This is a genomic window from Neorhizobium sp. DAR64860/K0K1, assembly GCF_050500205.1.
Lineage (GTDB): Bacteria > Pseudomonadota > Alphaproteobacteria > Rhizobiales > Rhizobiaceae > Neorhizobium > Neorhizobium soli.
The window spans coordinates 2,214,073-2,236,252 of sequence record NZ_CP191459.1 but is presented as its reverse complement, the minus strand read 5'-3'; the positions used below and the strand labels follow the sequence as shown (position 1 = coordinate 2,236,252).

The window sequence follows — 22,180 nt, the reverse complement described above, 5'->3', positions numbered from 1 at the left end:
TGACCCGAAACCTCGTATTGGGCCCCCTGATATATGAAGAATTCTCCGGTTTCCAGCCGCAGACCGTGGATAATTCGCCACGCCATGACGCTTGGCACAGTTGCGATCGTGGCCCTCTACGCCGCCTTCATCCACTATGTCTGGGGCTGGGGCAGGGTCGTTTCATTATGGAGCGCCGCCGGGTGGGGAACGGCTGCTTTAGCGCTCGCGCTATTGCTTGCGACCTATGTGCTGCGCACCTGGCGGATCTATGATTATTTCCCGCACGAAACCGGCGGCCGCTTCGGCACGTTGCTGCGGCTCGTGCAGGTCCACAACCTTCTCAACATCATGCTGCCATTCCGCTCGGGCGAAGCAAGCTTCCCGCTTCTGATGCGGCGCGAGTTCGGCGTTTCTCTCACCCGCGCAACGGCAGCGCTTCTCGTCATGCGGCTGTTCGATCTGCACGCCCTGTTGGCCGCTGCCGGCGTCGGGCTCGTGCTGCAGACGGGTGGTACGACGGGTGCAATCTGGGCGTGGGCGTTGTGGGCCGCGTTTCTCATCCTGCCGGCGCTAGCCTTTGCCTTACGCGGCCATGCCTTCAAGCTCGCGGAAAAGCTGCTGCCGGCGAAGGGGAAGACGCTGCTCGACGAGATCAAGGCCGGACTGCCGCTTGATGCAAACGCCTTTGCTCGGGCCTGGGGCGCAACACTGGTCAACTGGTTCACCAAGATCGCGGTTCTTGCCTGGGTCCTCGGCCTGCTCGGCGGGCTCTCGGTCGGCCCGGGTTTCGGCGGCGCGCTCGGTGGTGAATTGTCCTCGGTACTGCCCGTCCACGCACCCGCCGGCGTCGGCACCTATCCGGCCGGCATCACTGCGGGAGCCATTGCCTTCGGAGCGGATGCGGGTGGGATGGCATTGGAGGAACTCGGCAAGGCTGCGGTCAACACCCACATCCTCGTCATCGTCTCGTCACTCGTCGGCACCGCATTGTCGCTTTTGGCGGCACGGCCGAAGAGGGGGGATTGATCAGGCGAGCCTTAGGCCCAGATGCTCTGCCATCGGCAGATAGTCCTTGTCCCTTTGCAGCAGGCTATGACCATGCACGATGCAATAGGTGCCGATGATCATGTCGATGGTTTTCCAAACCGTGATTCCACGATCACGAAGCGTGCGATAGTTCGCCGCCGCTTTCACCGCGAGCTCAGGCGATAGCATCTGAGTGACCGGAAACTCGTGAAAGCTGCGCTCGATGAATCGAGCATGGTGGGGGTCACGTGCTCCTTGAAGCACTTCCAGCATGATGACATCGCCCATGAGAACGTTGCCTTGGGCGGTGGATGCGCGAAGCTTGGCGGCGCTCTCAGTGTCATCTTTTCGGAACAGTGAAATCCAGACTGAGCTGTCCGCGACAATCATTCGCGAGCTTTCAACGCCCAGTCAGAAAATCCGGATGAGCCATCCCGCATCGCATCGAGGTCGCCTTCCCATCCGATACCCTCGAGGTTGTCGACAGCACGCAGCTGACGGCGAATGCGTACGAAATCCCGCAAAGCCTGGTCGACGGCTGCCTTCTTAGTGGGAAGACCGCCAAGCTCCATAGCCTCGGCGATCAACTCGTCGTCTAATTCGATGTTGGTACGCATATGGGCCTCGTGTGTATATTTTGGGAAAATCATACACCAAAACTATAGCGTGTGCAAATTCACTGGAAAGCCGTCTCGTAAAAGCTTCGAAGCTTGCGCGAATGCAGCGTCTCAGTGGGCATCGCCGCCAGTTTCTGCACTGCGCGGATGCCGATCTGCAGATGCTGGCTGACCTGGGTCCGGTAGAACGCCGTCGCCATGCCGGGCAGCTTCAGTTCGCCATGCAGCGGCCGGTCGGAGACGCAGAGCAGCGTTCCATAGGGCACACGGAACCGGAAGCCGTTTGCGGCAATCGTTGCCGATTCCATGTCGAGCGCGATCGCTCTCGACTGCGAAAGCCGCTTTACCGGCCCGCGCTGGTCGCGCAGTTCCCAGTTGCGGTTGTCGATCGTCGCCACTGTGCCGGTGCGCATGATCCGCTTCAGCTCGAAACCCTCGTAACCGGTCACTTCCTCGACGGCGCTTTCGAGCGCTTGCTGCACTTCGGCAAGCGCCGGGATCGGGATCCAGACGGGCAGGTCGTCATCGAGCACGTGATCTTCGCGGACATAGGCGTGGGCAAGCACGTAATCACCCAGCCGCTGGCTGTTGCGCAGGCCCGCGCAGTGGCCCACCATCAGCCAAGCATGCGGACGCAGCACGGCGACATGGTCTGTAATCGTCTTCGCATTGGAAGGCCCGACGCCGATATTGACAAGGGTAATGCCGGAATGATCGCCCTTCTTCAGGTGATAGGCCGGCATTTGCGGCATCCGGATCGTGCCCGGGTTCTCCGGCCGGTCTTTGCCGGCGGTGGTGAGGATGTTGCCCGGCTCCACGAACTCCGTATACCCGTCGCCACCTTCCGCCATCAGCTTACGCGCCCAAGCGGCGAACTCGTCGATGTAGAACTGGTAGTTCGTGAACAGCACGTAATTCTGGAAATGCTCTGCCCCGGTCGCGGTATAATGGCTGAGCCTTGCCAGCGAATAATCGATGCGCTGCGCAGTAAACGGCGCAAGCGGCGCAGGCTCGCCGAACGGGGCCTCGTATTCGCCATTGGCGATGAGGTCGTCGGTATTGTTGAGATCCGGCGTGTCGAACAGGTCGCGCATCGGGATGTCGGCCATCGCGTTGCTGACGGACGACTCGATATGCGCGCCTTCGCCGAATGCAAAATGCAGCGGGATCGGTGTCGTCGATTCCGACACGATCACGGGAACGCCGTGGTTGCGAATGAGCAGATCCAGCTGCTCGATCAGGTAATGGCGAAACAGTTTCGGCCGGGTCACCGTTGTCGTGTAGACGCCGGGGGACGTCACGTGGCCATAGGAGAGACGCGAATCCGCATGGCCGAACGACGTGGTCTCGATCATCACCTGCGGATAGCAGGCGCGGTATCGACCAGTCACGGCCGCACCCTTCGCAAGTGCGCCGAAGGCATCGATCAGGAAGGACGTGTTGCGCTCGTAAAGCGCTGTCAGCGCGTCGACGGCTGCTTCCGCATTGTCGAAAGCCTGCGCCGCGACAGGGCTCGGGCTGATGAAAGCAAGGGCGGGGAGTGAAGAGATTCGTGTGTTCATGCGCTATTATAATGGGAAGTTTTCGACAATCAAACGACAGCTGACGGGGATAATAGCCTGATCTCATCCCCAATCGCCGGCGAGACCTGCACTGCTAACCCGGCCCACCCGTTACAGAGGTGACTGCCGGGATCGCAAACGCTGCCGCCTGCTATCGCGACGATAGCGTCAGAGGCGCGTCCAGGTCTGCGACTTGCACAGGATCTTCATCACGCAGCCCTTCATCTTGAGCGAATTGCCGCTGACCGAGCCGGAGCCGCTATAGGTCTTGTCCGCCTCGGGATCGGTGATCTCGCCGGTATAGTCGCTGCCCTTGGGCGAAAGCTTGCCGATCTGCCGTCCCGCATGCTTGCCGGTTTTCAGCGTCACGCAGAAGGCGCCGCCGCATTTGCCGATCTCTGCCGTCTCGCCGCTCGCGGTCTTCCAGGTGCCCTCGATCGCTTCTGCCGCATGGCCGGTGCCGGCTATGCCGAAGGCGAAGAATGAGAAAGCAGCTGCGAGTATCGAAATGCGCTTCATGATGGTTTTCCCTCCCGGAGCCGGCGCTCCCGCACCGGTCATATGTCTGAGCGTTCGCACCTCCTCGCGCGAACAGCGGAAAATCTAGCTTACGCACACGTAAAGGTAAATATCCTGAGCCTGCGCATGGGGCGGAATATCAGCCGAATCTCCCGCCGTTTTCGCCGAGCGACGCGCGTTTATTTCGACGCGATGAAAGCGCGACCCGAATTCGTGGTGAAGAAAGGGTTGAAATCCAGATCTGAATTTTTCGTAAAAATGTCCGCAAAACCCTTAATAGCCAAGGCCCCTGATGTTTAACAAAAAACCAAGTTTACCAAGCGTTTGTACTTTGTTTTCAGCAAATTAATCATGCTTTTTAGGCGCTTTTTGCAAGCTTTGGCCGATACTCAAATCATCAAAGAGCGGCACAAACCGCCACCCGGAAGGGCCGATAACAAGCTGCACAAGACAGCGACGGTCCCGACGGAAAACAGGGCAGACGACAAGAACAACGTTCTCGAAACAGGGATACGAACCGATGGCACGCTTTGAAATGAATGCTTCAGAAATGGCTACCATGGGTGGCGAGGCTCGCGCAGACGTTCTCTGCGACATGGGTCTGATGTATGCGACTGGCCGGGGTTGCCCGGTCGATCTGGTCTCTGCCCACAAGTGGCTGAACATTGCCGCGATCAAGGGCTGCGACCGCGCCGCCGAACTGCGCGCCGATCTCGCCGCGACGATGACCAAGATGCAGCTTGCAGAAGCGCTGCGCGCAGCCCGCGAATGGATGACCATCCACTAACGCGCAAGCGCATATTCAATCATGCGACCGGCCCAGAAGAAGGCCGGCGATCAAGAACACGGGCCTACCAGAGAGAAAACGGGATGGAGACGCGGCGCGAACCGGAGCTGTTCCCGGCAACAAACCGCAGCCGCTGGAGATCAAAAGACCGCGACCGGCAGAAACAAGGCCGGCGCGGTCTTTTTCTGTTCTAGAGACCCTTCAGAACTTTCGGCAACGCCTCTTCCAGCAATGCCATATCCTGCTCCGGTCCTGCGCTGATGCGGATGCAGCGGTTGAGAGGTGCCACGCCCGGCATACGAATGAAGACGCCGTGCTCCATCAGACCGTCGACGATCGCCCGCGCATGGGTACCATCGCGGCCGCAGTCGATCGCCACGAAATTGGTTGCCGATGGCAGCGGCTCGAGCCCGTTGGCCCGGGCGATCGCCGAGATCCGGTCGCGAGACGCTTTGATCTTGTCGATCACCTCAGCCAGATACTCCTGGTCTTTCAGCGCCGCCAATGCCGCCGCCACGCCGACCCGGTTCATGCCGAAATGGTTGCGGATCTTGTCGAACGCGGTGGCGTTGTCGGGCGTCGAGATGGTGTAGCCGACCCGCGCGCCCGCCAGACCATAGGTCTTGGAGAAGGTCCGGGTGCGGATGATGTTCGGCAGGTCGATCAATGCCGAAAGCTTTGGCGCTGCGCCATCGGGCGCCGTTTCGCAATAGGCCTCGTCCAGCACCATCAGGCAGCTTTCCGGCAGGCCCCGCGCGAAGGACACGATCTTTTCCGCGTCATTCCAACTGCCCATCGGATTGTCGGGATTGGCGAAATAGACGAGCGGCGCGTTTTCGCGGATGACGGCGTCCATCAGGGCGTCGAGATCTTCACGATCGTCGCGGTAGGGCACTGTTACCAGCTTACCGCCATGGCCGGCGACATGAAAGTTGAAGGTCGGGTAGGCGCCGTAGGAGGAGACGACAGGCATTCCGGGCTCGATCACCATTCGCACGATCTGGCCGAGCAGACCGTCTACGCCTTCTCCGATCGCGATGTTTTCGGCGTTGCAGCCAAGATGCGCGGCAAGCGCCTGCTTCAGCTGGTAATTCTCCGGGTCCGAATATTTCCAGCTGTCTGCGGCGGCGGACTTCATGGCTTCGATGACTGACGGGGCAGGGCCGAACCCGTTCTCGTTGGCGCCAATTCGGGCTTGCACGGCACGCCCTCTGGCGCGCTCAATGGCCTCGGGGCCGACAAAGGGAACGGTCGCGGGAAGAGCGCCGACGAGAGGCGTGAAGCGCGAGAATGAAGACATGATATCAGGATCCGGTTCAAAAAGTCCGCACACAATAGGGGGCTTTGAACGCCGTGCAAGGGCGGACAAGGCCGCTGATGGCGCGCATGAAGCAAAACTATGCCCCTGACGACGACCCGGCTTAGTGGCTCGTCTCGAACGAAAGCCGGATGACGTGATGCAGGAATTCCGCATCGATCAGCATGTTGAAGGCGACCGTGACCTTCTCCTCTTCGCGGCGCATCACGGTGCAGCCGATTTCGTCGTGAATGCCGAGGATTTCCAGGAAGAAGTTGGCCGGTACCGGCAGGCTGGGACTGACGTCCAGTTCGGCGCCATAAAGAGAGATTGTCCGGATCAGGCAGCGGAAGGCGGTATTGGTCGAGAGATGGTGTCCGACAAAGATGATCCGGCCAGGCCGGTCTATCGTAAACTTTTCAAATGCCCGATCGCCCGTATGAGCATGGTCGTGTGCGGTATCCTTCATCATCGTACCCGGCAGATCGCCTCCCTCGTTCTCGTCCTCGACTATGACTTTATTCCTCTTTTTATGAATCATTCTGAAACAGATGGGTAAAATGCCGCTGATCTGCGCGTTTTCGTCGCGTCATGATCACGCGTTGCGCAAGTTGCACCGTTAGTGTGCCGAAATCGGGCTGTTGACGGGTCGCCGGGGCGGCGCTACCCCTTCAGCCGCGAGTTTTTCGCGATGGGAGCAGGGCGTGGCAGCAGGTAGATTGGTGATCGTCGGGGCAGGGCAGGCCGGGTTCGCGCTCGCCGCCAAGCTGAGAGCGCTGAAGGATGAGCGGCCGATCACGATGATTGGCTCCGAAGATGTCATTCCCTATCAGCGGCCGCCACTGTCCAAGAAGTACCTGATGGGCGAGATGAGTTTCGACCGCCTGACGTTTCGCCCGGAAACCTGGTTTGCGGAACACGATGTCGAGATTCGTCTCTCCACCTTTGTCGAAGAGATCGACCGGGACGCGAAGACGGTGAGGATGCAGGACGGGTCTGTCCTTGAATATGAACATCTGGCGCTGACTACCGGCTCGACGCCGCGCACCCTTCCAGCCAGCATCGGCGGTGATCTCACGGGTGTCTTTACCGTCCGTGACAAGCGCAACGCCGATCTCCTCGCCGACGAGATGAAGGCAGGTCGCCGGCTTCTGATCATCGGCGGTGGCTATATCGGCCTCGAAGCCGCAGCTGTCGCTCGCCATCTCGGGCTTGAAGTGACGCTCATCGAGATGGCTGACCGCATTCTCCAGCGAGTCGCGTCGAAGGAAACCGCCGACGTGATGCGGGCCATTCATGCCGAGCATGGTGTCGTCATCCGGGAAAAGACAGGCCTCACCCGCCTGATCGGCGAGGACGGCCGGGTTCGCGGGGCCGAGTTGTCCGATGGCACCGTCATCGATATCGATTTCGTCATCGTCGGTATCGGCGTCACGCCGAACGACCGGCTGGCGCAGCAATGCGGCCTCGACGTTGGCAATGGCATCCTCGTCGACGACTATGCTCGCACGTCCGATCCGGCAATCTTTGCCATGGGCGATTGCGCCATGCTGCCCTGGAAGGGCACCAATATCCGTCTCGAGTCGGTGCAGAACGCAGTCGACCAGGCCGAATCGGTTGCCGCGACCCTGACCGGGTCAGCCGAGCCCTACGAGGCAAAGCCGTGGTTCTGGTCCGACCAGTATGACGTGAAGCTGCAGATCGCCGGGTTCAACCTCGGCTACGACGAGACGGTGATGCGGCCCGGTACCCGACAGGGCAGCGTGTCGATCTGGTATTACCGCGAGGGTCGCCTGATCGCCGTGGATGCGATCAACGACGCCAAGGCCTATGTGACCGGCAAGAAGCTGCTGGACAACGGCCTGACGGCAGACAAGGCGCTGATCGCCGATCCGGCGACCGACCTCAAGCAGTTGCTCGCGTAATAAAGACAGCATTTTTTAAAAGGAGATACCATGCCGGCACCGAAAAACGCCTTCAAGGCTCGTTTGCAAGCCGGCCTGCCGCAGATCGGCCTCTGGCTCAACATGGCCGAGCCGCTGCCGGCGGAGATTGCCGGCCATGCGGGTTTCGACTGGCTGGTCATCGACGGCGAACACGGGCCCAACGATCTTCGCAGCATCATGGCGCAGTTGCAGGCCCTGTCCTCCTCCTCATCGGAAGCCGTCGTTCGCCCGCCGATGGGCGAAACCTGGATGATCAAGCAACTGCTCGACATCGGCGCCCGCACGCTTTTGGTGCCGATGGTCAATTCGGCCGAACAGGCGAAAGCACTGGTTGATGCCGTCCGCTATCCGCCGGAGGGAAAGCGCGGCGTGGGTGCAGCCGTTGCCCGCGCCTCCGCCTTCAACGCGATCGCAGACTATACAGACACGGCTGCAGACGAGATCTGCCTTCTGGTGCAGGTCGAAACCATGGCGGCGATCGATGACATCGAGCGAATCGCGGCGGTCGAAGGCGTTGACGGCATCTTCATCGGCCCGGCCGATCTCTCCGCCGACATGGGGTTTCGCGGCCAGATCGGTGCACCGCAAGTGCAGGACGTGATCGGGAACGCGATTCGCCGAATCGTCGCTGCCGGTAAACCGGCCGGCATCTTGACCTTCGACGAAGATCTCAACCGCCGCTATCTCGATCTCGGCGCTACGTTCGTGGCCGTCGGCGCCGATGTCGCTCTCTATTCCTATGCCCTGAAGACGCTCGCCGGTCGCTATGGACGCGGTTCGGGCGGAGCAGGGCCTGCCAGCTACTGATTCCACGCCTATTCCGGTCTCGAATCGGGATCGGCCTGCGAAAGACCTTGCAATCGGCAACGTTCCGAAATAATCAGGCCGGACCGGAGAGGTGGCCGAGTGGTCGAAGGCGCTCCCCTGCTAAGGGAGTATACGGCAAAACCGTATCGTGGGTTCGAATCCCATCCTCTCCGCCATTCCCAAACTTCAAAATCCCAATCGATTTGCGATCCTAGAATCGCTGTTGCGCGCGCAGCTCGCTGAACCTTGCGCGAAGCCTAAGTGGCTGCTTTCCAATGTGTTTCTTAACGATGTGTAAACTTTTAACGGTCGCCCGAGGTGCTTTTGTGCTCTTTCGGCAACACGGGTTTGTGAAGCAGGTGGGTAGAAGGTGCGGATGGCCAGTTCGCGATTGCATGCGCGGCCTGCATTTGTAATTTGAACCACGGAAGCGCGGCGGTGGTTCGTCCGTTTTCAAAGTCCCGGGGACGGGCAGGGAACGCTGGCCTTTAGCAAAAGACCCATCCCCATATGAAACTTTGACTGGAGGTCAAATATGAACATCAAGAGCCTTCTTCTCGGCTCCGCTGCAGCTCTCGCAGCAGTTTCCGGCGCCCAGGCTGCTGACGCGATCGTCGCTGCTGAGCCGGAGCCAATGGAATACGTTCGCGTTTGCGACGCTTTCGGCACAGGTTACTTCTACATCCCGGGCACGGAAACCTGCCTCAAGGTTGGTGGTTACGTTCGTTTCGACGCTAAGTACAACGACGCATACCGCCTCGACCGCGAAGGTTCGTACACCAACACTCGCGCTCACATCTCGCTCGACACCGCTTCGGACACCGAATGGGGCGCTCTGAAGACCAAGATCGTAGCTCGTTTCGACTACAACCCGCATCATCCGCAGTTCGGCTACGAAGAAAACACTCGTACACGTCTGAACCAGGCTTACATCACCTGGGGCGGCTTCCTGGTCGGTCTCGCTGACTCGCAGTACTCGCAGTTCTCGGGCTACGCTGGCGACGTCATCAACGATGACGTGATCTCCTACGGTCCTTTCGAACTCAACCAGGTTTCCTACACCTTCGACGCTGGCAACGGCTTCAAGGTTGTTGCTTCGCTTGAAGACGACGGCACCAACGACAACGACATCCCAGGCGGCGCAAGCGACTGGCCGGATGCAGTTCTCGGCGCTAAGTACGACAACGGCACGTTCGCTGCTTCGCTCGTCGGCGGTTACGACGAATCGCAGGAAGAAGGCGCTGTAAAGGGCCGTATCTCCGGCAAGTTCGGCGCATTCTCGGCCTTCCTCATGGGCGGCTGGAACTCGGACGGCGACGACATCAACAAGTACGCACCAGGCACGAACTACGGCGACGCAGTCGTTGGTTGGGGTGACTGGGCTGTTTGGGGTGGCGCTGGCTACAAGTTCACCGACAAGGTTGCTGCTAACGTACAGGTTGGCTACACCGACTCCGAAGTTCTTGCTGCTACGGCAAACGTCAAGTGGACCCCAGTTTCGGGCCTCCTGATCCAGCCAGAAGTTTCGTACACGAGCGTCGACAACGCGCAGATGGACGACGATCAGTGGACCGGTATGGTTCGCCTTCAGCGCACGTTCTAATCCTTACCCAAGGATTGTTTCACGGAAGGCCCGGCTCACGCCGGGCCTTTTGTCGTTTGGGGCAATGAAACTGCCGGCTGTTTCTGTCGCCATCGGTCACGGCCGTCTGGTGATTCTCTCCCGTGACTGAGGTGGTCACCAGTTCCTCTACGCGTCGCGGAACGCCGATTCCCGGCCCGTTTATTAAGTGTTGGTTAACGCTCGAAACCAATGCGATGAAACGTTGCAACACTTTTGCAAATAAACACCAAAAACGCGCATCGAAGCTTGTGATTTACTTGTCACAATTGGGAAGGTCTCGTAGCTTCGGGACATGAAGCGCGTCGGTTCGTCGCCGTTTCTTGAGTCGCGGGGAGGGGCAGATGTGCTGGCTCCAGCAAGCTACTCACCCCTTTTGAAACTTTGACTGGAGGTCAAATATGAACATCAAGAGCCTTCTTCTCGGCTCCGCTGCAGCTCTCGCAGCAGTTTCCGGTGCCCAGGCCGCTGACGCTATCGTCGCTGCTGAGCCGGAGCCAATGGAATACGTTCGCGTTTGCGACGCTTTCGGCACGGGTTACTTCTACATCCCAGGCACGGAAACCTGCCTCAAGATCGGTGGCTACGTTCGTTTCGACGCAGGCTATGCTGATGCCTACACGCCAAACAGCGATGGCCTGTACACCAACAGCCGCGCGCACATCTCGCTCGACACAGCTTCCGACACCGAATGGGGTGCACTGAAGACCCGTATCGTAGCTCGTTTCGACTACAACCCGCACAACTCGGCCGCTGGTTTCGAAGAAAACACGCGCACGCGTCTGATCGAAGCCAACATCACCTGGGGTGGCTTCCTGGTTGGTCTTGCTGACTCGCAGTATTCGTCGTTCTCTGGCTACGCTGGCGACGTCATCAACGATGACGTGATCTCCTACGGCCCGTTCGAACTGAACCAGGTTACCTACACCTTTGACGGTGGCAACGGCTTCAAGGCTGTAGTCTCGCTCGAAGACGACGGCACCAACGACAACGACATCCCAGGCGGCGCAAGCGATTGGCCGGATGCAGTTGCCGGTATCAAGTACGACAGCGGCACGTTCGCTGCTTCGCTCGTCGGTGGTTACGACGAGTCGCAGGAAGAAGGCGCAATCAAGGCGCGCATCTCCGGCACCTTCGGCGCATTCTCGGCCTTCCTTCTCGGTGGCTGGAACACAGACGGCGACACCACCAACAAGTACGCGCCTGGTGACAGCGTCGGCACGAGCTGGGGTGACTGGGCTGTTTGGGGTGGCGCAGGCTACAAGTTCACCGACAAGGTTGCTGCAAACGTACAGCTTTCCTACACGGACAACGAAACCTTCGCAGCAACTGGTAACGTTCAGTGGACCCCGGTTTCCGGCCTCCTGATCCAGCCAGAAATCTCCTACACGAGCTGGGATGCAATCGACGAAGACCAGTTCGCTGGTATGGTTCGCCTTCAGCGCACGTTCTGATCCTTTAAAAGGATTTGGTTTTACGAAAGGCCCGGCTTCTGCCGGGCCTTTTGCGTTTCGGCGTTTGATTCGGCCGGCCGCTTGATGATTCGCTGCAACGCAGCATCGTCCGCTCTTCAGCGATTTAGAACACACGAACAAACTGATGAATGCTTGCAACACCGACCGGTTCGATTGAGGCGCTAATGGACACAACAGTGCCGATTTCGTTGCCGCAAAGTTGATCGACGACTAGCGTCTCGGCAGCCGACCACGCGACTCGGGGTGATTCCTGCTTCCATGGACGACCTTGTTTTACGACATGCATTGTTTCATCTGCGTTTGTTTGGAGATTACAAAATGAACATTAAGAGCCTTCTTCTTGGCTCCGCTGCTGCCCTCGCAGCAGTCTCCGGCGCTCAGGCCGCCGACGCCATCGTCGCCGCCGAACCGGAACCCATGGAATACGTCCGCGTCTGCGACGCGTTCGGCACCGGCTACTTCTACATTCCAGGCACCGAAACCTGCCTCAAGGTCGGCGGTCGCGTCCGTTTTGATGCCGCTTATGGCAGCGCTTACAGCCCGGATGCCGATGGTCTCTACACCAACAGCCGCGCAGAGCTCTATCTCAGCACCGCTTCGGACACCGAAATGGGCACGCTGAAGACCAACCTCACGGCGCGCTTCGACTACGATCCGCATAACCCGTCTTACGGCTACGAAGAAAATACCCGTACGCGCCTGATGGTTGCGACGATCGAACTCGGCGGCTTTGCGGTCGGCCTGCAGGATTCGCTCTATGAATCCTTCATCGATTACGCCGGTAACGTCGACAGCGACGACGTCATCAATTACGGCCCGAGCGAAGTCAACATGGTTGCCTACACCTACAAGGGTGGCAACGGCTTCTCGGCATTCGCCGCTCTCGAAGACGACGGCCAGAACGACAACGACACCGCCGGTGGCGCCAGCGACTGGCCGAATGTTGCCGCTGGTCTGAAATACGACACAGGCAATTTCATGGTTGGAGTAACCGGTGGTTACGACGAATCGGTTGAAGAAGGTGCCGTCAAGGCACGTGTCGGCGGCAAGTTCGGCGCGTTCACCGCCTTCCTCATGGGTGGCTGGAACAGCGACGGCGACAGCTTCAACTCCTATGCACCTGAAATCATTGATGGCTTCGGCTGGGGTGATTGGGCCGTCTGGGGTGGTGCCGGTTACGAGTTCAACGAAGACCTTGCTGCCAACATGCAGGTTTCCTACTCTGATAGCGACGTCCTTTCGGCTGTCGCCAACCTGCAGTGGACGCCGATCCAGGGCTTCCTGATCCAGCCGGAAATTGCCTACACCAAGTGGAACAACGCCACGCTCGACGACGAAGCATGGTCGGGTCTCTTGCGCTTCCAGCGCACATTCTAATTTCTGCGATCAAACCCGAAAGGCCCGGCATTGCCGGGCCTTTTTGCATTCTGAGGTGTGATCAGATGAACCAGGCGCTGCAAGATAAGATTATCGGCGCCCCAACCGCAGGTCTGTCACGATATCCGACGTCTGTCCGAGCCTGACCTTGTAGACCTGGTAGTTCTCCATTACCCGCTGCACATAGTTGCGCGTTTCGGGGAAGGGGATGCGCTCGATCCAGTCGACGACTTCATCGATCGGCTTGCCGCGAGGATCGCCATAGCGGGCAATCCACTCGTTCACCCGTTTCGGCCCCGCATTGTAGGCGATGAAGGTCATGATGTAGGAGCCGCCGAACGTCTCGATCTGCTCTCCCAGATAATGGGCACCGAGCGTCGCGTTATAGCCGGCATCGCTGGTCAATCGGTCGGCCTTGAACGCCAGCCCGTGGCGCCTCGCCACGCCCTGGGCGGTCGTCGGCAGGATTTGCAGCAGCCCGCGGGCGTTGGCCGGTGACACGGCTGTCGGATTGAACGCGCTTTCCTGACGGGCGATCGCGTAGGCAAGCGCCTTGCCGGACCCCTCGATATTGGCAGCCGTCGGAATGACGCCCAGTGGATAGGCAAGCGCTGCAACGTCGACGCCCCGCGAAAAGGCACTCTTGCCGATCGAGAGCGACAGCGCATGGTCGCCCTGCGCTTCGGCGCGTGACGAAAGCAGCGCGAGTTCACCGGGGCTCGTCAGCTCTTCGCCGAGGGCCTTGTAAAGCGCTGCCGACCGGCGATCGTGGCCGGCGGCGTCCAGCCTTGCGATAGCCCGAACGGCCTCGCGGTTTTCGAACATCTGCCGGTCGGCTGCCGATGGCGTCGGATAACTGACATCGAGCGTCCGCGTGCCCAGCCTTGCGGCGGCGAGCTGGCCATAGAATGTGCCGGGGAACCTGGCAGCGCGGCTGTAGAATTCCGATGAGGAACCCGGTCCGCCAGCTTCCGCGGCGCGTCCGAGCCAGTAGAGCGCGCGCGATGCCGAGAGCGGACGGCTCGAGGCAGCAAGAATCCTCGAGAAATGCTTTTCGGCTGTGGCCGGATCGTTCAGCGCCCGCAGCGCGTACCAGCCCGCATGAAACTCCGCATCCACCTTGTCGGTGGAGAGTGCTGCCATCGGGTCGGACACCGTCCGGTAGGCCAGCCTGACATCGCCGAGATCGGCGAGCCCGCGGGCAACGATTCGTTGCTCGTTCCACCATTCGCCGGTGTTGATCAGGCGGCCCGCTTCGCGCGGAGCCTTTGCGAGAAGCGCTGCTGCCTCCTGGTACTTGTCCTGCCGGCGCAGATATTCGATCCGCACGAAAAGGGTAGCCGGATCGCTTGCCAGCGAACGGTCAATTGCCTCGATCGCCGGTCCTGCCGTCTTTGCGTTGACGATGACGGCGTTCCACGCCTTGTAGAGCGATTGCGAACCGCCGAGCTCGGCAAAGCGCTTCGCCTGCGCGCCGCGGCTGCGGTACATCAGGTAATCCATCCGCGCCCGGTGATCCGCAGGCGAAAGAAGCGCAGAAAACTCGGCAAGGATCCGGTCTTCCATCGGCTTGTCCAGCGGCTCGGATGCCCAGATGTTTTTCAGGATGCGCCCGGCATCGGCATGTTTGCCGCTTGCCACCAACGCCCTCGATAGAATGACGGCACCTTCCGGCGTTTCCGGTTTCGTCGTGCCGAAAGCGGCAAGCACCTGGGCCGGCGTCGGGTTTTCGCGGTAGAGCGCGCGTTCGGACTGCGCCCGCAGGGTGGAAAGCCCCGGCCATCCGACGAGCCTGCGCTGCGCAGCGGCAATTTCGCTCGAAGGAATACCGCGGGCGCCCGAGGTGGCAATCGCCCAGGTCAGGATCTTTTCGTCGAGCGAGCCTTCCGGCAGGCTGTCGCGCATGGCGATCGCCTGTGCGGCATCGTTGTCGGAGAGTGCATCGAGACCGGCCTTGAGAGCCGGGGCGGGAGCGGGCGTCGCAAGCGGCCGGTTCATCCTGGGGATTGCGCCGGTAATGTCAGGCACGGGAACCAGCGCCGGAGTGGCCGGTGGTGTTGTCGGTGGGGCAGGGACGGGCGTCGGAACGGTGGTGAAGCCCGGGATTGCAGCGGGAGCGTCCGGCCTCACGAATGGGAGCGGTGCGACGCCTGCATTGGAACCTGGAGGTGCAGCGTAAGCCGGCAGGGCCGCGACGCTGATTGCCAGCGCTGCCCCGAGCGTCTTGAGGATTACAACGGGTTTGCTCATCCGGCAACTCGCGACAACGATGTTTCAGACCCCTTATTAGCTGCTGACAAGCTTAACAAAACCTTACCACAGCGGTCACGATCGCGCGAATTCTTAAGTGGGATTTACGCTGAAAACCCATGTACTTCCGCTTGTCGCCGCCCGGTCGCCGATTTATGGTGCCCAGCCTTATAGTCGCGGATTACGGCCGAAGCATGGATTGTACCATGCCCTTCGGCCTTTGGGAGTTTTGCATGTTCAAGGGATCGATCCCCGCTCTCGTCACCCCCTTCACCACCGACGGCGCGGTGGACGAGGATGCTTTCGCCGCGCATGTGGAGTGGACGATCTCGGAAGGCAGTTCCGGTCTGGTCCCGGTCGGCACGACCGGCGAATCTCCGACGCTCTCGCACGACGAACACAAGCGGGTCGTTGAACTGTGCGTCGAGGCCGCCCGCGGCCGCGTCCCTGTCATCGCCGGCGCCGGGTCCAACAACACCCGCGAAGCGATCGAGCTTGCCCAGCATGCGCAGACCGCGGGCGCCGATGCGCTTCTGGTGGTCACACCCTATTACAACAAGCCGACCCAGAAGGGCCTGATCGCGCATTTTTCCGCGGTCGCCGAAGCCACGGATCTGCCGATCATCATCTACAACATTCCCGGCCGGTCGGTCATCGACATGACCCCGGAAACGATGGGTTTCCTTACCAAGGCCTACAAGAACATCGTCGGCGTCAAGGATGCGACCGGCAAGATCGAGCGCGTCTCCGAACAGCGCATCACCTGCGGGTCGGAATTTGTGCAGCTGTCCGGCGAGGATGCGACGGCACTTGGCTTCAACGCCCATGGTGGCGTCGGCTGCATCTCGGTGACGGCCAATGTCGCGCCGCGGCTTTGTGCCGAGTTCCAGGCCGCCACGCTTGCCGGCGATTATGCCAAGGCACTCGAGTATCAGGATCGCCTGATGCCGCTCCACAAGGCGATCTTCATGGAGCCCGGCGTCTGCGGTTCGAAATACGGACTTTACAAGGTCCGCGGCCTGAACCGCGCTGTCCGCTCTCCGCTGATGTCGACGCTGGAACCGGCGACGGAAGCTGCCATTGATGCAGCACTGCGTCATGCGGGCATCCTGAACTGAAGCCGCAGCGCTTCACTTTTGCTGCCTGGCGCATTACATAGAAATCGAACCCCGCTCATCGCCCATGGGCGGGGATTGTGTTTCAGATGAAGGGCGACGGAAGATTTCAATGGCCCCCAAAGGCAGCCAGCGCACGGTGAACAAGATTGTCGCGGAAAACCGCAAGGCCCGCTTCAATTACGAGATCCTCGATACCTACGAAGCCGGCATCATGCTGACCGGCACCGAGGTCAAGTCGCTGCGTGACGGCAAGGCAAATATCGCCGAGTCCTACGCCTCAGACGAAGGCAATGAAATCTGGCTGATCAACAGCCATCTTCCGGAATATCTGCAGGCCAACCGCTTCAACCACGAGCCGCGCCGTCGCCGGAAGCTGCTTTTGTCGAAGCGCGAGATCTCCCGCCTGCGTGTCGGAATCAACCGCGAAGGCATGACGCTGGTGCCGTTGAAGATCTACTTCAATGAAAAGGGTCGCGCGAAACTCGAACTGGCGCTCGCCAAGGGCAAGAAGCTGCACGACAAGCGCGAGACCGAGAAGGAACGCGACTGGAACCGCGAGAAGTCGCGGCTTTTCAAGGCCGGTTGAGGCTGACCCGTCGGTCGTCGCGTTAAGCGCGTGCTCGAGCGAGCTTGAGAACCCTCACTGCGGAACAAAACCATACATCGCCCGTTTCAGCTCGTTATTTTGGGGCAAGTGGGCGATGACGAAAAAGCAGATCTTTACCTACATCACGATTGTCATCGGCTTCGGCGCCGCCGGCTACCTTCTGTACCACACGTTCCGCGAATACTCGCTCAGCGACATAGTCCAGTCCGTCCGGGATATCCCGACCTACAATCTCGTCATGGCGGGCCTGTTTGCCGCCGGGTCCTATGTCTGCCTGTCCGGCTTTGATTGGGCTGGCGTGCGCTACGTGAAGAACGACCTCTCCTATCCCAAGATCGGCCTTGCCTCCTTCATTGCGCTGTCGATCGGCCAGAGTGTCGGCCTGTCGGGTCTCAGCAGCGGCGCGCTGCGCTATCGCTACTATCATCACTGGGGCATGAGCACCGAGGACGTTGCCAAGATCGTTCTGTTTTCCGGTGTCACTGTCGGCATCGGCATGGCCGTTCTGTCGGGCATCGTGATGATTATCAATCCGAAGGATGCCGCAACAGTCCTGCGGCTGTCGGAGGCGATGGTCATGGGGATCGGTTTTGCCTGCCTCGCCGTGACGGGTGTATATCTCATCCTCGCGGCAACGGTGCGCGCGCCTTTGAAGATCCGCTCCTGGAGCTTTGAAATGCCGACGCTCAGGATCGCCATCGCACAGGTGGTAATCGGCACGATCAATTTCGCGCTCGTATCCGCCTGCCTGCGCGAAGTCATGGCAGCGAGCGCCGATGTCAGCTACCTGAAGGCCGCGACCGCGTTCGTGCTCGCCAATCTTGCAATCCTCATTACCCATGCGCCCGGTGGCCTCGGAGTCCTCGAGGCAACGGTTCGTCATGTAATGGGCGACCAGGCGTCGATCGGTTCGCTTGTCGCGTTCCGAGTGATCTACTTCTTCATTCCGTTCTTTATCGGGCTTCCCCTGGCCCTGATCGTCGAGGGCGTGTTTCGTGCACGAAAGCGCAGCGCCGGGCAGGGGGCGTCATCTTCGGTGACGCCGGAGCCGCATTCGGCCTAGTCGTTTTCCCCAACAAAAAAGGCGCCGTCGAACAGCGCCTTTTTTCATTTCAGGGATGATCTCAGCCTTCGGCCGGTTCGGGAGCAGGTTCCGTCGGCCGCGGTGCGCGTTCTGATGGATCGCGGCCCACTTCGGCTTTCAGTGTCATCAGATCGATGAAATGATCGGCCTGCCGGCGCAGGTCGTCGGCGATCATCGGCGGCTGCGTCTGCATCGTCGAAACGACCGAGACCTTGCGGCCGCGGCGCTGCAGCGCCTCGACAAGATTGGTGAAGTCGCCATCGCCCGAAAACAGCACGAGATGATCAACGGTCTCGGCCTGTTCCATCGCATCGATCGCGAGCTCGATATCCATGTTGCCCTTGATTTTGCGGCGGCCAAGCGAATCCGTGAACTCCTTGGCGGGCTTTGTCACAACCTTGTAGCCGTTGTAATCCAGCCAGTCGATCAGCGGCCTGATCGACGAATATTCCTGATCCTCGATCAGCGCCGTATAGTAATAGGCACGCAACAGATAGCCGCGCTTCTGAAAAGCCTTCAGAAGCTTACGGTAATCAATATCGAAACCAAGGCTTTTCGAGGCCGCGTAAAGATTAGCACCGTCGATAAAGAGAGCTATCTTCTCTCTTGGGTCAAACATATGTCTCCATCCCCTTCAAGCTGCTTGACCAAGGACCCGTCAAATGAAAAGTTGAGCCGATCGCTTAGGTATTTATCGGTTAAATTACCAGCTAATCATATAAATGTCATTTATGGTAGGATTCGCTTTTATCCAAGCAACCTTTCGTTGAATCTGGCCAGAGTCATCGCCACCACGGTCGGCGGCATGCGGCAGTCGGCATGAATAAACTTGAATTTCGCCGGCAATGGCTGTATCGGGCGTAGCAATTCCGAAAATAACGACCGCAAAGGACAGGCAATGGCCCGTGTCACAGTAGAAGATTGCATTGACAAAGTCGATAATCGTTTTGAGCTGGTGCTTCTCGCCAGCCACCGTGCCCGCCAGATCTCGCAGGGCGCAGCGATCACCATCGATCGCGACAATGACAAGAACCCGGTCGTCGCACTGCGCGAAATCGCCGACGAAACGCTCTCTCCCGACGACCTGAAGGAAGACCTGATCCATTCGCTGCAGAAGCATGTCGAAATCGACGAGCCCGAGCCCGATCCGGCAACCCTGATTGCTGCCGGCAGCACGTCGACAGCCTCTGGCAACGACGAGGAAGACGGCGCCGCGGAAACCGTCAATTTCGACCAGATGTCGGAAGAAGACCTTCTCGCCGGTATCGAAGGCCTTGTGCCGCCGGAAAAGAGCGACGATTACTGATTGATGCATTGTTTGGGCAAGGGACCGTTCATTCTCTCGCCCTAATCTGTCTTGATATCTATGATGGCCGCGCTGATCTGATGGTTGGCGCGCCATTTTTATTTTGTTGGACCCGGTATCGAGGGCATTTCACGGGATGATGAGGCAGTACGAGCTTGTTGAGCGGGTACAGAAGTACAAGCCCGAGGCCAACGAAGCTCTTCTCAACAAGGCCTATGTCTACGCCATGCAAAAGCATGGCCAGCAAAAACGCGCCTCTGGCGATCCCTATATCTCGCATCCGCTCGAAGTGGCTGCCATCCTCACCGACATGCATCTCGACGAGTCGACGATCGCCGTCGCGTTGCTGCACGACACGATCGAGGACACGACGGCGACCCGCGCCGAGATCGACGAGCTGTTCGGCGAGGATATCGGTCGTCTCGTCGAAGGCCTGACCAAGCTCAAGCGTCTCGATCTCGTCTCGAAAAAGGCCAAGCAGGCCGAGAACCTGCGCAAGCTGCTGCTGGCGATCTCCGACGACGTGCGCGTCCTGCTGGTCAAGCTTGCCGACCGGCTGCACAACATGCGCACGCTCGACCATATGAAGGCCGAGCAGAAGGCCCGCATTTCCGAAGAGACGATGGATATCTATGCGCCGCTTGCCGGCCGCATGGGCATGCAGGACATGCGCGACGAGCTCGAGGACCTGTCCTTCCGCTACATCAACCCGGAAGCCTATGCGACGGTCACCCAGCGGCTGGCCGATCTTTCGGCCCGCAACGAAGGGCTGATCAAGAAGATCGAGGACGAGTTGCGCGATCTTCTCGTCGCCAACGGCCTGCCGGACGCCGCCGTCAAGGGGCGCCAGAAGAAGCCCTATTCCATCTTCCGCAAGATGCAGTCGAAGTCGCTGTCCTTCGAGCAGCTTTCCGACCTCTACGGTTTCCGCATCGTCGTCGACGACGTCGCCTGCTGCTACAAGGCGCTCGGCATCGTTCATACCCGCTGGCGCGTCGTGCCGGGCCGCTTCAAGGACTACATCTCCAACCCGAAGCAGAACGACTATCGCTCGATCCACTCGACGATCGTCGGCCCGTCCAGGCAGCGTATCGAATTGCAGATCCGTACCGAGATGATGCAGGAGATTGCCGAATACGGGATCGCCGCCCATGCGCTCTATAAGGACGGCCAGTCGGGTGGTGCCAAGGGCGACGATCTTCTGCCCAAGGAATCGAGCGCCTATTCCTGGCTGCGCCATACGATCGAGTCGCTTGCCGAAGGCGACAATCCGGAAGAATTTCTGGAGCATACCAAGCTCGAACTGTTCCAGGATCAGGTCTTCTGCTTCACGCCCAAGGGCAAGCTGATCGCGCTGCCGCGCGGTGCCACGCCGATCGACTTTGCCTATGCGGTTCATACCAATATCGGCGACACCACGGTTGGCGCCAAGATCAACGGCCGTATCATGCCGCTTGTCACCCGGCTGAACAACGGCGACGAGGTGGAAATCATCCGCTCGGGCGTGCAGGTTCCGCCGGCCGCCTGGGAAGAAATCGTCGTCACCGGCAAGGCCCGCTCGGCCATCCGCCGCGCTACCCGCATGGCGATCCGCAAACAGTATGCCGGCCTCGGCTATCGCATTCTGGAGCGCACCTTCGATCGCGCCGCAAAGACCTTTACCCGCGAGGCGCTGAAGCCTGCTCTGCATCGGCTTGCTCACAAGGATGTCGAGGATGCGATCGCTGCCGTCGGGCGAGGGGAGCTGTCGTCGCTCGACGTGCTGCGCGCCGTCTTCCCTGATTTCAAGGACGAACGCGTTACGGTGAAGCCATCGGCCGATGACGGCTGGTTCAACATGCGCAGCGCGTCCGGCATGATGTTCAAGCTGCCGAACCAGCCAAAGGCACCGCCGGAGGATGCCCAGACGGCCGTCAATGCCGGCGATGTCGTTGCGTTGAGCCCTGAACCGGTTCCGATCCGCGGTCTTGCCGGCAATATGCAGGTGCATTTCGCACCGAGCGGCGCCGTGCCCGGAGACCGTATCGTCGGGATCATGGACAAGGGCGAGGCGATCACCATCTATCCAATCCAGGCGCCGATCCTGCAGCACTTCGATGAGGAACCGGAGCGCTGGATCGATGTGCGCTGGGATCTCGACGAGGCCAACAAGTCGCGTTTTCTTGCCCGCATCGACGTCAACACGATCAACGAGCCAGGCACCCTTGCGACGGTCGCGAAGACAATCGGCGGTCTCGACATCAACATCCGATCCTTGTCGATGGCCAGCAATCGCGCCGCCGATTTCTCCGAGATCGCCATGGAAGTCGAAGTCTGGGACGTGCGCCAGCTCAACCAGCTCCTGACGCAGCTGAAGGAACTGGACTGCGTTTCCAACCTGAAGCGTGTCTACGACTAACACCAGCCGACCGTCGACGCGGACTGCCTGTTTTGAGTGCGCTCGCTTTGAGAGGGTATGCATTCAATGCAGGGCTGGGAGGTAACCCTTGCGTTGGTAAAGCCCGCTGGTTCAGCCTATATCTGCTGCACCGCAACATTTACCGAAAGAGACGTCAGATGTTTACCTCCGTCCGCAAGTTCGCCCGCGTCCTGCGCGGCCCTTCCGTCCAGGAACGCGAAATGGCATACCTCAATGAAGCCTGCGATCGCTTCGATCTCGAGCACCGCGTTCGCCAGATCGACCGTGGCATGTTCCGCAAGTCCATCTGAATTCAATGACATGACAGCGGCTCGGTCGTCTGTCGTGCAGTAGATCTATCCGGGGGCCGTGCGCGAAGCGGCCCGATGCCAGCGGCCAAT

General features: G+C 59.9%; 21 protein-coding genes and 1 tRNA gene. 14 read left to right on the top strand and 8 right to left on the bottom strand.

Annotated elements, in window-relative coordinates; translation table 11 throughout:
• Positions 1-33: 33 nt before the first annotated feature.
• On the top strand, positions 34-1,008 hold the full coding sequence (locus ACQY1J_RS15530) for a lysylphosphatidylglycerol synthase domain-containing protein (protein ID WP_430250260.1): 975 nt from the start codon (positions 34-36) through the stop codon (positions 1,006-1,008).
• Here ACQY1J_RS15530 and vapC read toward each other — a convergent pair whose 3' ends face one another.
• The 4 genes from vapC to ACQY1J_RS15510 form a co-directional block, all read right to left on the bottom strand.
• Entirely contained in the window at positions 1,009-1,398 is a 390-nt protein-coding gene (gene vapC, locus ACQY1J_RS15525) for a type II toxin-antitoxin system VapC family toxin (protein WP_430250259.1), read from the bottom strand.
• Positions 1,395-1,625 (bottom strand): type II toxin-antitoxin system VapB family antitoxin, encoded by a 231-nt coding sequence (locus ACQY1J_RS15520; RefSeq protein WP_430250258.1) that lies wholly within the window; start codon positions 1,623-1,625, stop codon positions 1,395-1,397. The genes vapC and ACQY1J_RS15520 overlap by 4 nt, the downstream gene beginning before the upstream one ends.
• A 59-nt stretch (positions 1,626-1,684) precedes the next feature.
• Positions 1,685-3,187 (bottom strand): AMP nucleosidase, encoded by a 1,503-nt coding sequence (gene amn, locus ACQY1J_RS15515; RefSeq protein ID WP_062579764.1) that lies wholly within the window; start codon positions 3,185-3,187, stop codon positions 1,685-1,687.
• Between the two features lie 168 nt (positions 3,188-3,355).
• Entirely contained in the window at positions 3,356-3,706 is a 351-nt protein-coding gene (locus tag ACQY1J_RS15510) for a DUF2147 domain-containing protein (RefSeq protein WP_430250257.1), read from the bottom strand.
• A 520-nt stretch (positions 3,707-4,226) separates the two neighbouring features.
• On the opposite strand from ACQY1J_RS15510, the gene ACQY1J_RS15505 reads away from it, so the two are divergent.
• On the top strand, positions 4,227-4,493 hold the full coding sequence (locus tag ACQY1J_RS15505; protein WP_062579770.1) for an SEL1-like repeat protein: 267 nt from the start codon (positions 4,227-4,229) through the stop codon (positions 4,491-4,493).
• A 190-nt stretch (positions 4,494-4,683) separates the two neighbouring features.
• Here ACQY1J_RS15505 and ACQY1J_RS15500 read toward each other — a convergent pair whose 3' ends face one another.
• Positions 4,684-5,793 carry a pyridoxal phosphate-dependent aminotransferase gene (locus ACQY1J_RS15500; protein WP_430250256.1) on the bottom strand — a complete coding sequence of 370 codons (1,110 nt, stop codon included), beginning with the start codon at positions 5,791-5,793 and terminating at the stop codon, positions 4,684-4,686.
• 121 nt (positions 5,794-5,914) lie between these two features.
• Positions 5,915-6,262 carry a hypothetical protein gene (locus tag ACQY1J_RS15495; RefSeq protein ID WP_062453402.1) on the bottom strand — a complete coding sequence of 116 codons (348 nt, stop codon included), beginning with the start codon at positions 6,260-6,262 and terminating at the stop codon, positions 5,915-5,917.
• A gap of 232 nt (positions 6,263-6,494) precedes the next feature.
• Here ACQY1J_RS15495 and ACQY1J_RS15490 point away from each other — a divergent pair, with 232 nt between their 5' ends.
• The 6 genes from ACQY1J_RS15490 (at position 6,495) to ACQY1J_RS15465 (ending at position 13,016) form a co-directional block, all read left to right on the top strand.
• A complete protein-coding gene (locus ACQY1J_RS15490; RefSeq protein WP_062579772.1) occupies positions 6,495-7,715 on the top strand; it encodes an NAD(P)/FAD-dependent oxidoreductase in 1,221 nt (406 codons plus the stop codon).
• A 30-nt stretch (positions 7,716-7,745) separates the two neighbouring features.
• Positions 7,746-8,543 (top strand): aldolase/citrate lyase family protein, encoded by a 798-nt coding sequence (locus ACQY1J_RS15485; protein WP_430250255.1) that lies wholly within the window; start codon positions 7,746-7,748, stop codon positions 8,541-8,543.
• 85 nt (positions 8,544-8,628) lie between these two features.
• A tRNA-Ser gene (locus tag ACQY1J_RS15480) sits at positions 8,629-8,719 on the top strand.
• A 359-nt stretch (positions 8,720-9,078) separates the two neighbouring features.
• On the top strand, positions 9,079-10,146 hold the full coding sequence (locus ACQY1J_RS15475; protein WP_184654824.1) for a porin: 1,068 nt from the start codon (positions 9,079-9,081) through the stop codon (positions 10,144-10,146).
• Positions 10,147-10,565: 419 nt separating this feature from the next.
• Positions 10,566-11,618, top strand: coding sequence for a porin (locus ACQY1J_RS15470; RefSeq protein WP_092661800.1), 1,053 nt, complete (start codon positions 10,566-10,568; stop codon positions 11,616-11,618).
• A gap of 339 nt (positions 11,619-11,957) precedes the next feature.
• Entirely contained in the window at positions 11,958-13,016 is a 1,059-nt protein-coding gene (locus ACQY1J_RS15465; protein WP_184654826.1) for a porin, read from the top strand.
• A gap of 90 nt (positions 13,017-13,106) precedes the next feature.
• Here ACQY1J_RS15465 and ACQY1J_RS15460 read toward each other — a convergent pair whose 3' ends face one another.
• Complete coding sequence (locus ACQY1J_RS15460; protein ID WP_430250254.1) at positions 13,107-15,266, bottom strand: transglycosylase SLT domain-containing protein; 2,160 nt, start codon at positions 15,264-15,266, stop codon at positions 13,107-13,109.
• A gap of 233 nt (positions 15,267-15,499) precedes the next feature.
• Here ACQY1J_RS15460 and dapA point away from each other — a divergent pair, with 233 nt between their 5' ends.
• The 3 genes from dapA (at position 15,500) to ACQY1J_RS15445 (ending at position 18,054) form a co-directional block, all read left to right on the top strand.
• Entirely contained in the window at positions 15,500-16,384 is an 885-nt protein-coding gene (gene dapA, locus ACQY1J_RS15455; RefSeq protein ID WP_062453396.1) for a 4-hydroxy-tetrahydrodipicolinate synthase, read from the top strand.
• A gap of 109 nt (positions 16,385-16,493) precedes the next feature.
• Entirely contained in the window at positions 16,494-16,970 is a 477-nt protein-coding gene (gene smpB / locus ACQY1J_RS15450) for an SsrA-binding protein SmpB (protein ID WP_062453395.1), read from the top strand.
• Between the two features lie 115 nt (positions 16,971-17,085).
• The gene (locus ACQY1J_RS15445) at positions 17,086-18,054 is read left to right on the top strand and encodes a lysylphosphatidylglycerol synthase transmembrane domain-containing protein (protein WP_092661804.1); all 969 of its coding nucleotides are present in this window, start codon (positions 17,086-17,088) and stop codon (positions 18,052-18,054) included.
• A gap of 61 nt (positions 18,055-18,115) precedes the next feature.
• On the opposite strand, the gene ACQY1J_RS15440 is transcribed toward ACQY1J_RS15445, so the two are convergent.
• On the bottom strand, positions 18,116-18,694 hold the full coding sequence (locus tag ACQY1J_RS15440; RefSeq protein WP_062453393.1) for an NYN domain-containing protein: 579 nt from the start codon (positions 18,692-18,694) through the stop codon (positions 18,116-18,118).
• A 279-nt stretch (positions 18,695-18,973) separates the two neighbouring features.
• On the opposite strand from ACQY1J_RS15440, the gene rpoZ reads away from it, so the two are divergent.
• The 3 genes from rpoZ to ACQY1J_RS15425 all read left to right on the top strand — a co-directional run bounded on the left by rpoZ (position 18,974) and on the right by ACQY1J_RS15425 (position 22,090).
• Complete coding sequence (gene rpoZ / locus ACQY1J_RS15435) at positions 18,974-19,381, top strand: DNA-directed RNA polymerase subunit omega (RefSeq protein WP_062454756.1); 408 nt, start codon at positions 18,974-18,976, stop codon at positions 19,379-19,381.
• A 136-nt stretch (positions 19,382-19,517) separates the two neighbouring features.
• Positions 19,518-21,779, top strand: a complete 2,262-nt coding sequence (locus tag ACQY1J_RS15430; protein ID WP_430250253.1) for a RelA/SpoT family protein — start codon at positions 19,518-19,520, stop codon at positions 21,777-21,779.
• 158 nt (positions 21,780-21,937) lie between these two features.
• Complete coding sequence (locus ACQY1J_RS15425) at positions 21,938-22,090, top strand: DUF3563 family protein (RefSeq protein WP_082471869.1); 153 nt, start codon at positions 21,938-21,940, stop codon at positions 22,088-22,090.
• The last annotated feature ends 90 nt before the right edge of the window (positions 22,091-22,180 follow it).

Excerpts from the sequence above, each read along its gene's own strand:
- ACQY1J_RS15530 (WP_430250260.1), top strand. The coding sequence starts at position 34 with ATGAAGAATTCTCCGGTTTCCAGCCGCAGACCGTGGATAATTCGCCAC.
- vapC (WP_430250259.1), bottom strand. The coding sequence starts at position 1,398 with ATGATTGTCGCGGACAGCTCAGTCTGGATTTCACTGTTCCGAAAAGAT.
- ACQY1J_RS15520 (WP_430250258.1), bottom strand. The coding sequence starts at position 1,625 with ATGCGTACCAACATCGAATTAGACGACGAGTTGATCGCCGAGGCTATG.
- amn (WP_062579764.1), bottom strand. The coding sequence starts at position 3,187 with ATGAACACACGAATCTCTTCACTCCCCGCCCTTGCTTTCATCAGCCCG.
- ACQY1J_RS15510 (WP_430250257.1), bottom strand. The coding sequence starts at position 3,706 with ATGAAGCGCATTTCGATACTCGCAGCTGCTTTCTCATTCTTCGCCTTC.
- ACQY1J_RS15505 (WP_062579770.1), top strand. The coding sequence starts at position 4,227 with ATGGCACGCTTTGAAATGAATGCTTCAGAAATGGCTACCATGGGTGGC.
- ACQY1J_RS15500 (WP_430250256.1), bottom strand. The coding sequence starts at position 5,793 with ATGTCTTCATTCTCGCGCTTCACGCCTCTCGTCGGCGCTCTTCCCGCG.
- ACQY1J_RS15495 (WP_062453402.1), bottom strand. The coding sequence starts at position 6,262 with ATGATGAAGGATACCGCACACGACCATGCTCATACGGGCGATCGGGCA.
- ACQY1J_RS15485 (WP_430250255.1), top strand. The coding sequence starts at position 7,746 with ATGCCGGCACCGAAAAACGCCTTCAAGGCTCGTTTGCAAGCCGGCCTG.
- ACQY1J_RS15475 (WP_184654824.1), top strand. The coding sequence starts at position 9,079 with ATGAACATCAAGAGCCTTCTTCTCGGCTCCGCTGCAGCTCTCGCAGCA.
- ACQY1J_RS15470 (WP_092661800.1), top strand. The coding sequence starts at position 10,566 with ATGAACATCAAGAGCCTTCTTCTCGGCTCCGCTGCAGCTCTCGCAGCA.
- ACQY1J_RS15465 (WP_184654826.1), top strand. The coding sequence starts at position 11,958 with ATGAACATTAAGAGCCTTCTTCTTGGCTCCGCTGCTGCCCTCGCAGCA.
- ACQY1J_RS15460 (WP_430250254.1), bottom strand. The coding sequence starts at position 15,266 with ATGAGCAAACCCGTTGTAATCCTCAAGACGCTCGGGGCAGCGCTGGCA.
- dapA (WP_062453396.1), top strand. The coding sequence starts at position 15,500 with ATGTTCAAGGGATCGATCCCCGCTCTCGTCACCCCCTTCACCACCGAC.
- smpB (WP_062453395.1), top strand. The coding sequence starts at position 16,494 with ATGGCCCCCAAAGGCAGCCAGCGCACGGTGAACAAGATTGTCGCGGAA.
- ACQY1J_RS15445 (WP_092661804.1), top strand. The coding sequence starts at position 17,086 with ATGACGAAAAAGCAGATCTTTACCTACATCACGATTGTCATCGGCTTC.
- ACQY1J_RS15440 (WP_062453393.1), bottom strand. The coding sequence starts at position 18,694 with ATGTTTGACCCAAGAGAGAAGATAGCTCTCTTTATCGACGGTGCTAAT.
- rpoZ (WP_062454756.1), top strand. The coding sequence starts at position 18,974 with ATGGCCCGTGTCACAGTAGAAGATTGCATTGACAAAGTCGATAATCGT.
- ACQY1J_RS15430 (WP_430250253.1), top strand. The coding sequence starts at position 19,518 with ATGATGAGGCAGTACGAGCTTGTTGAGCGGGTACAGAAGTACAAGCCC.
- ACQY1J_RS15425 (WP_082471869.1), top strand. The coding sequence starts at position 21,938 with ATGTTTACCTCCGTCCGCAAGTTCGCCCGCGTCCTGCGCGGCCCTTCC.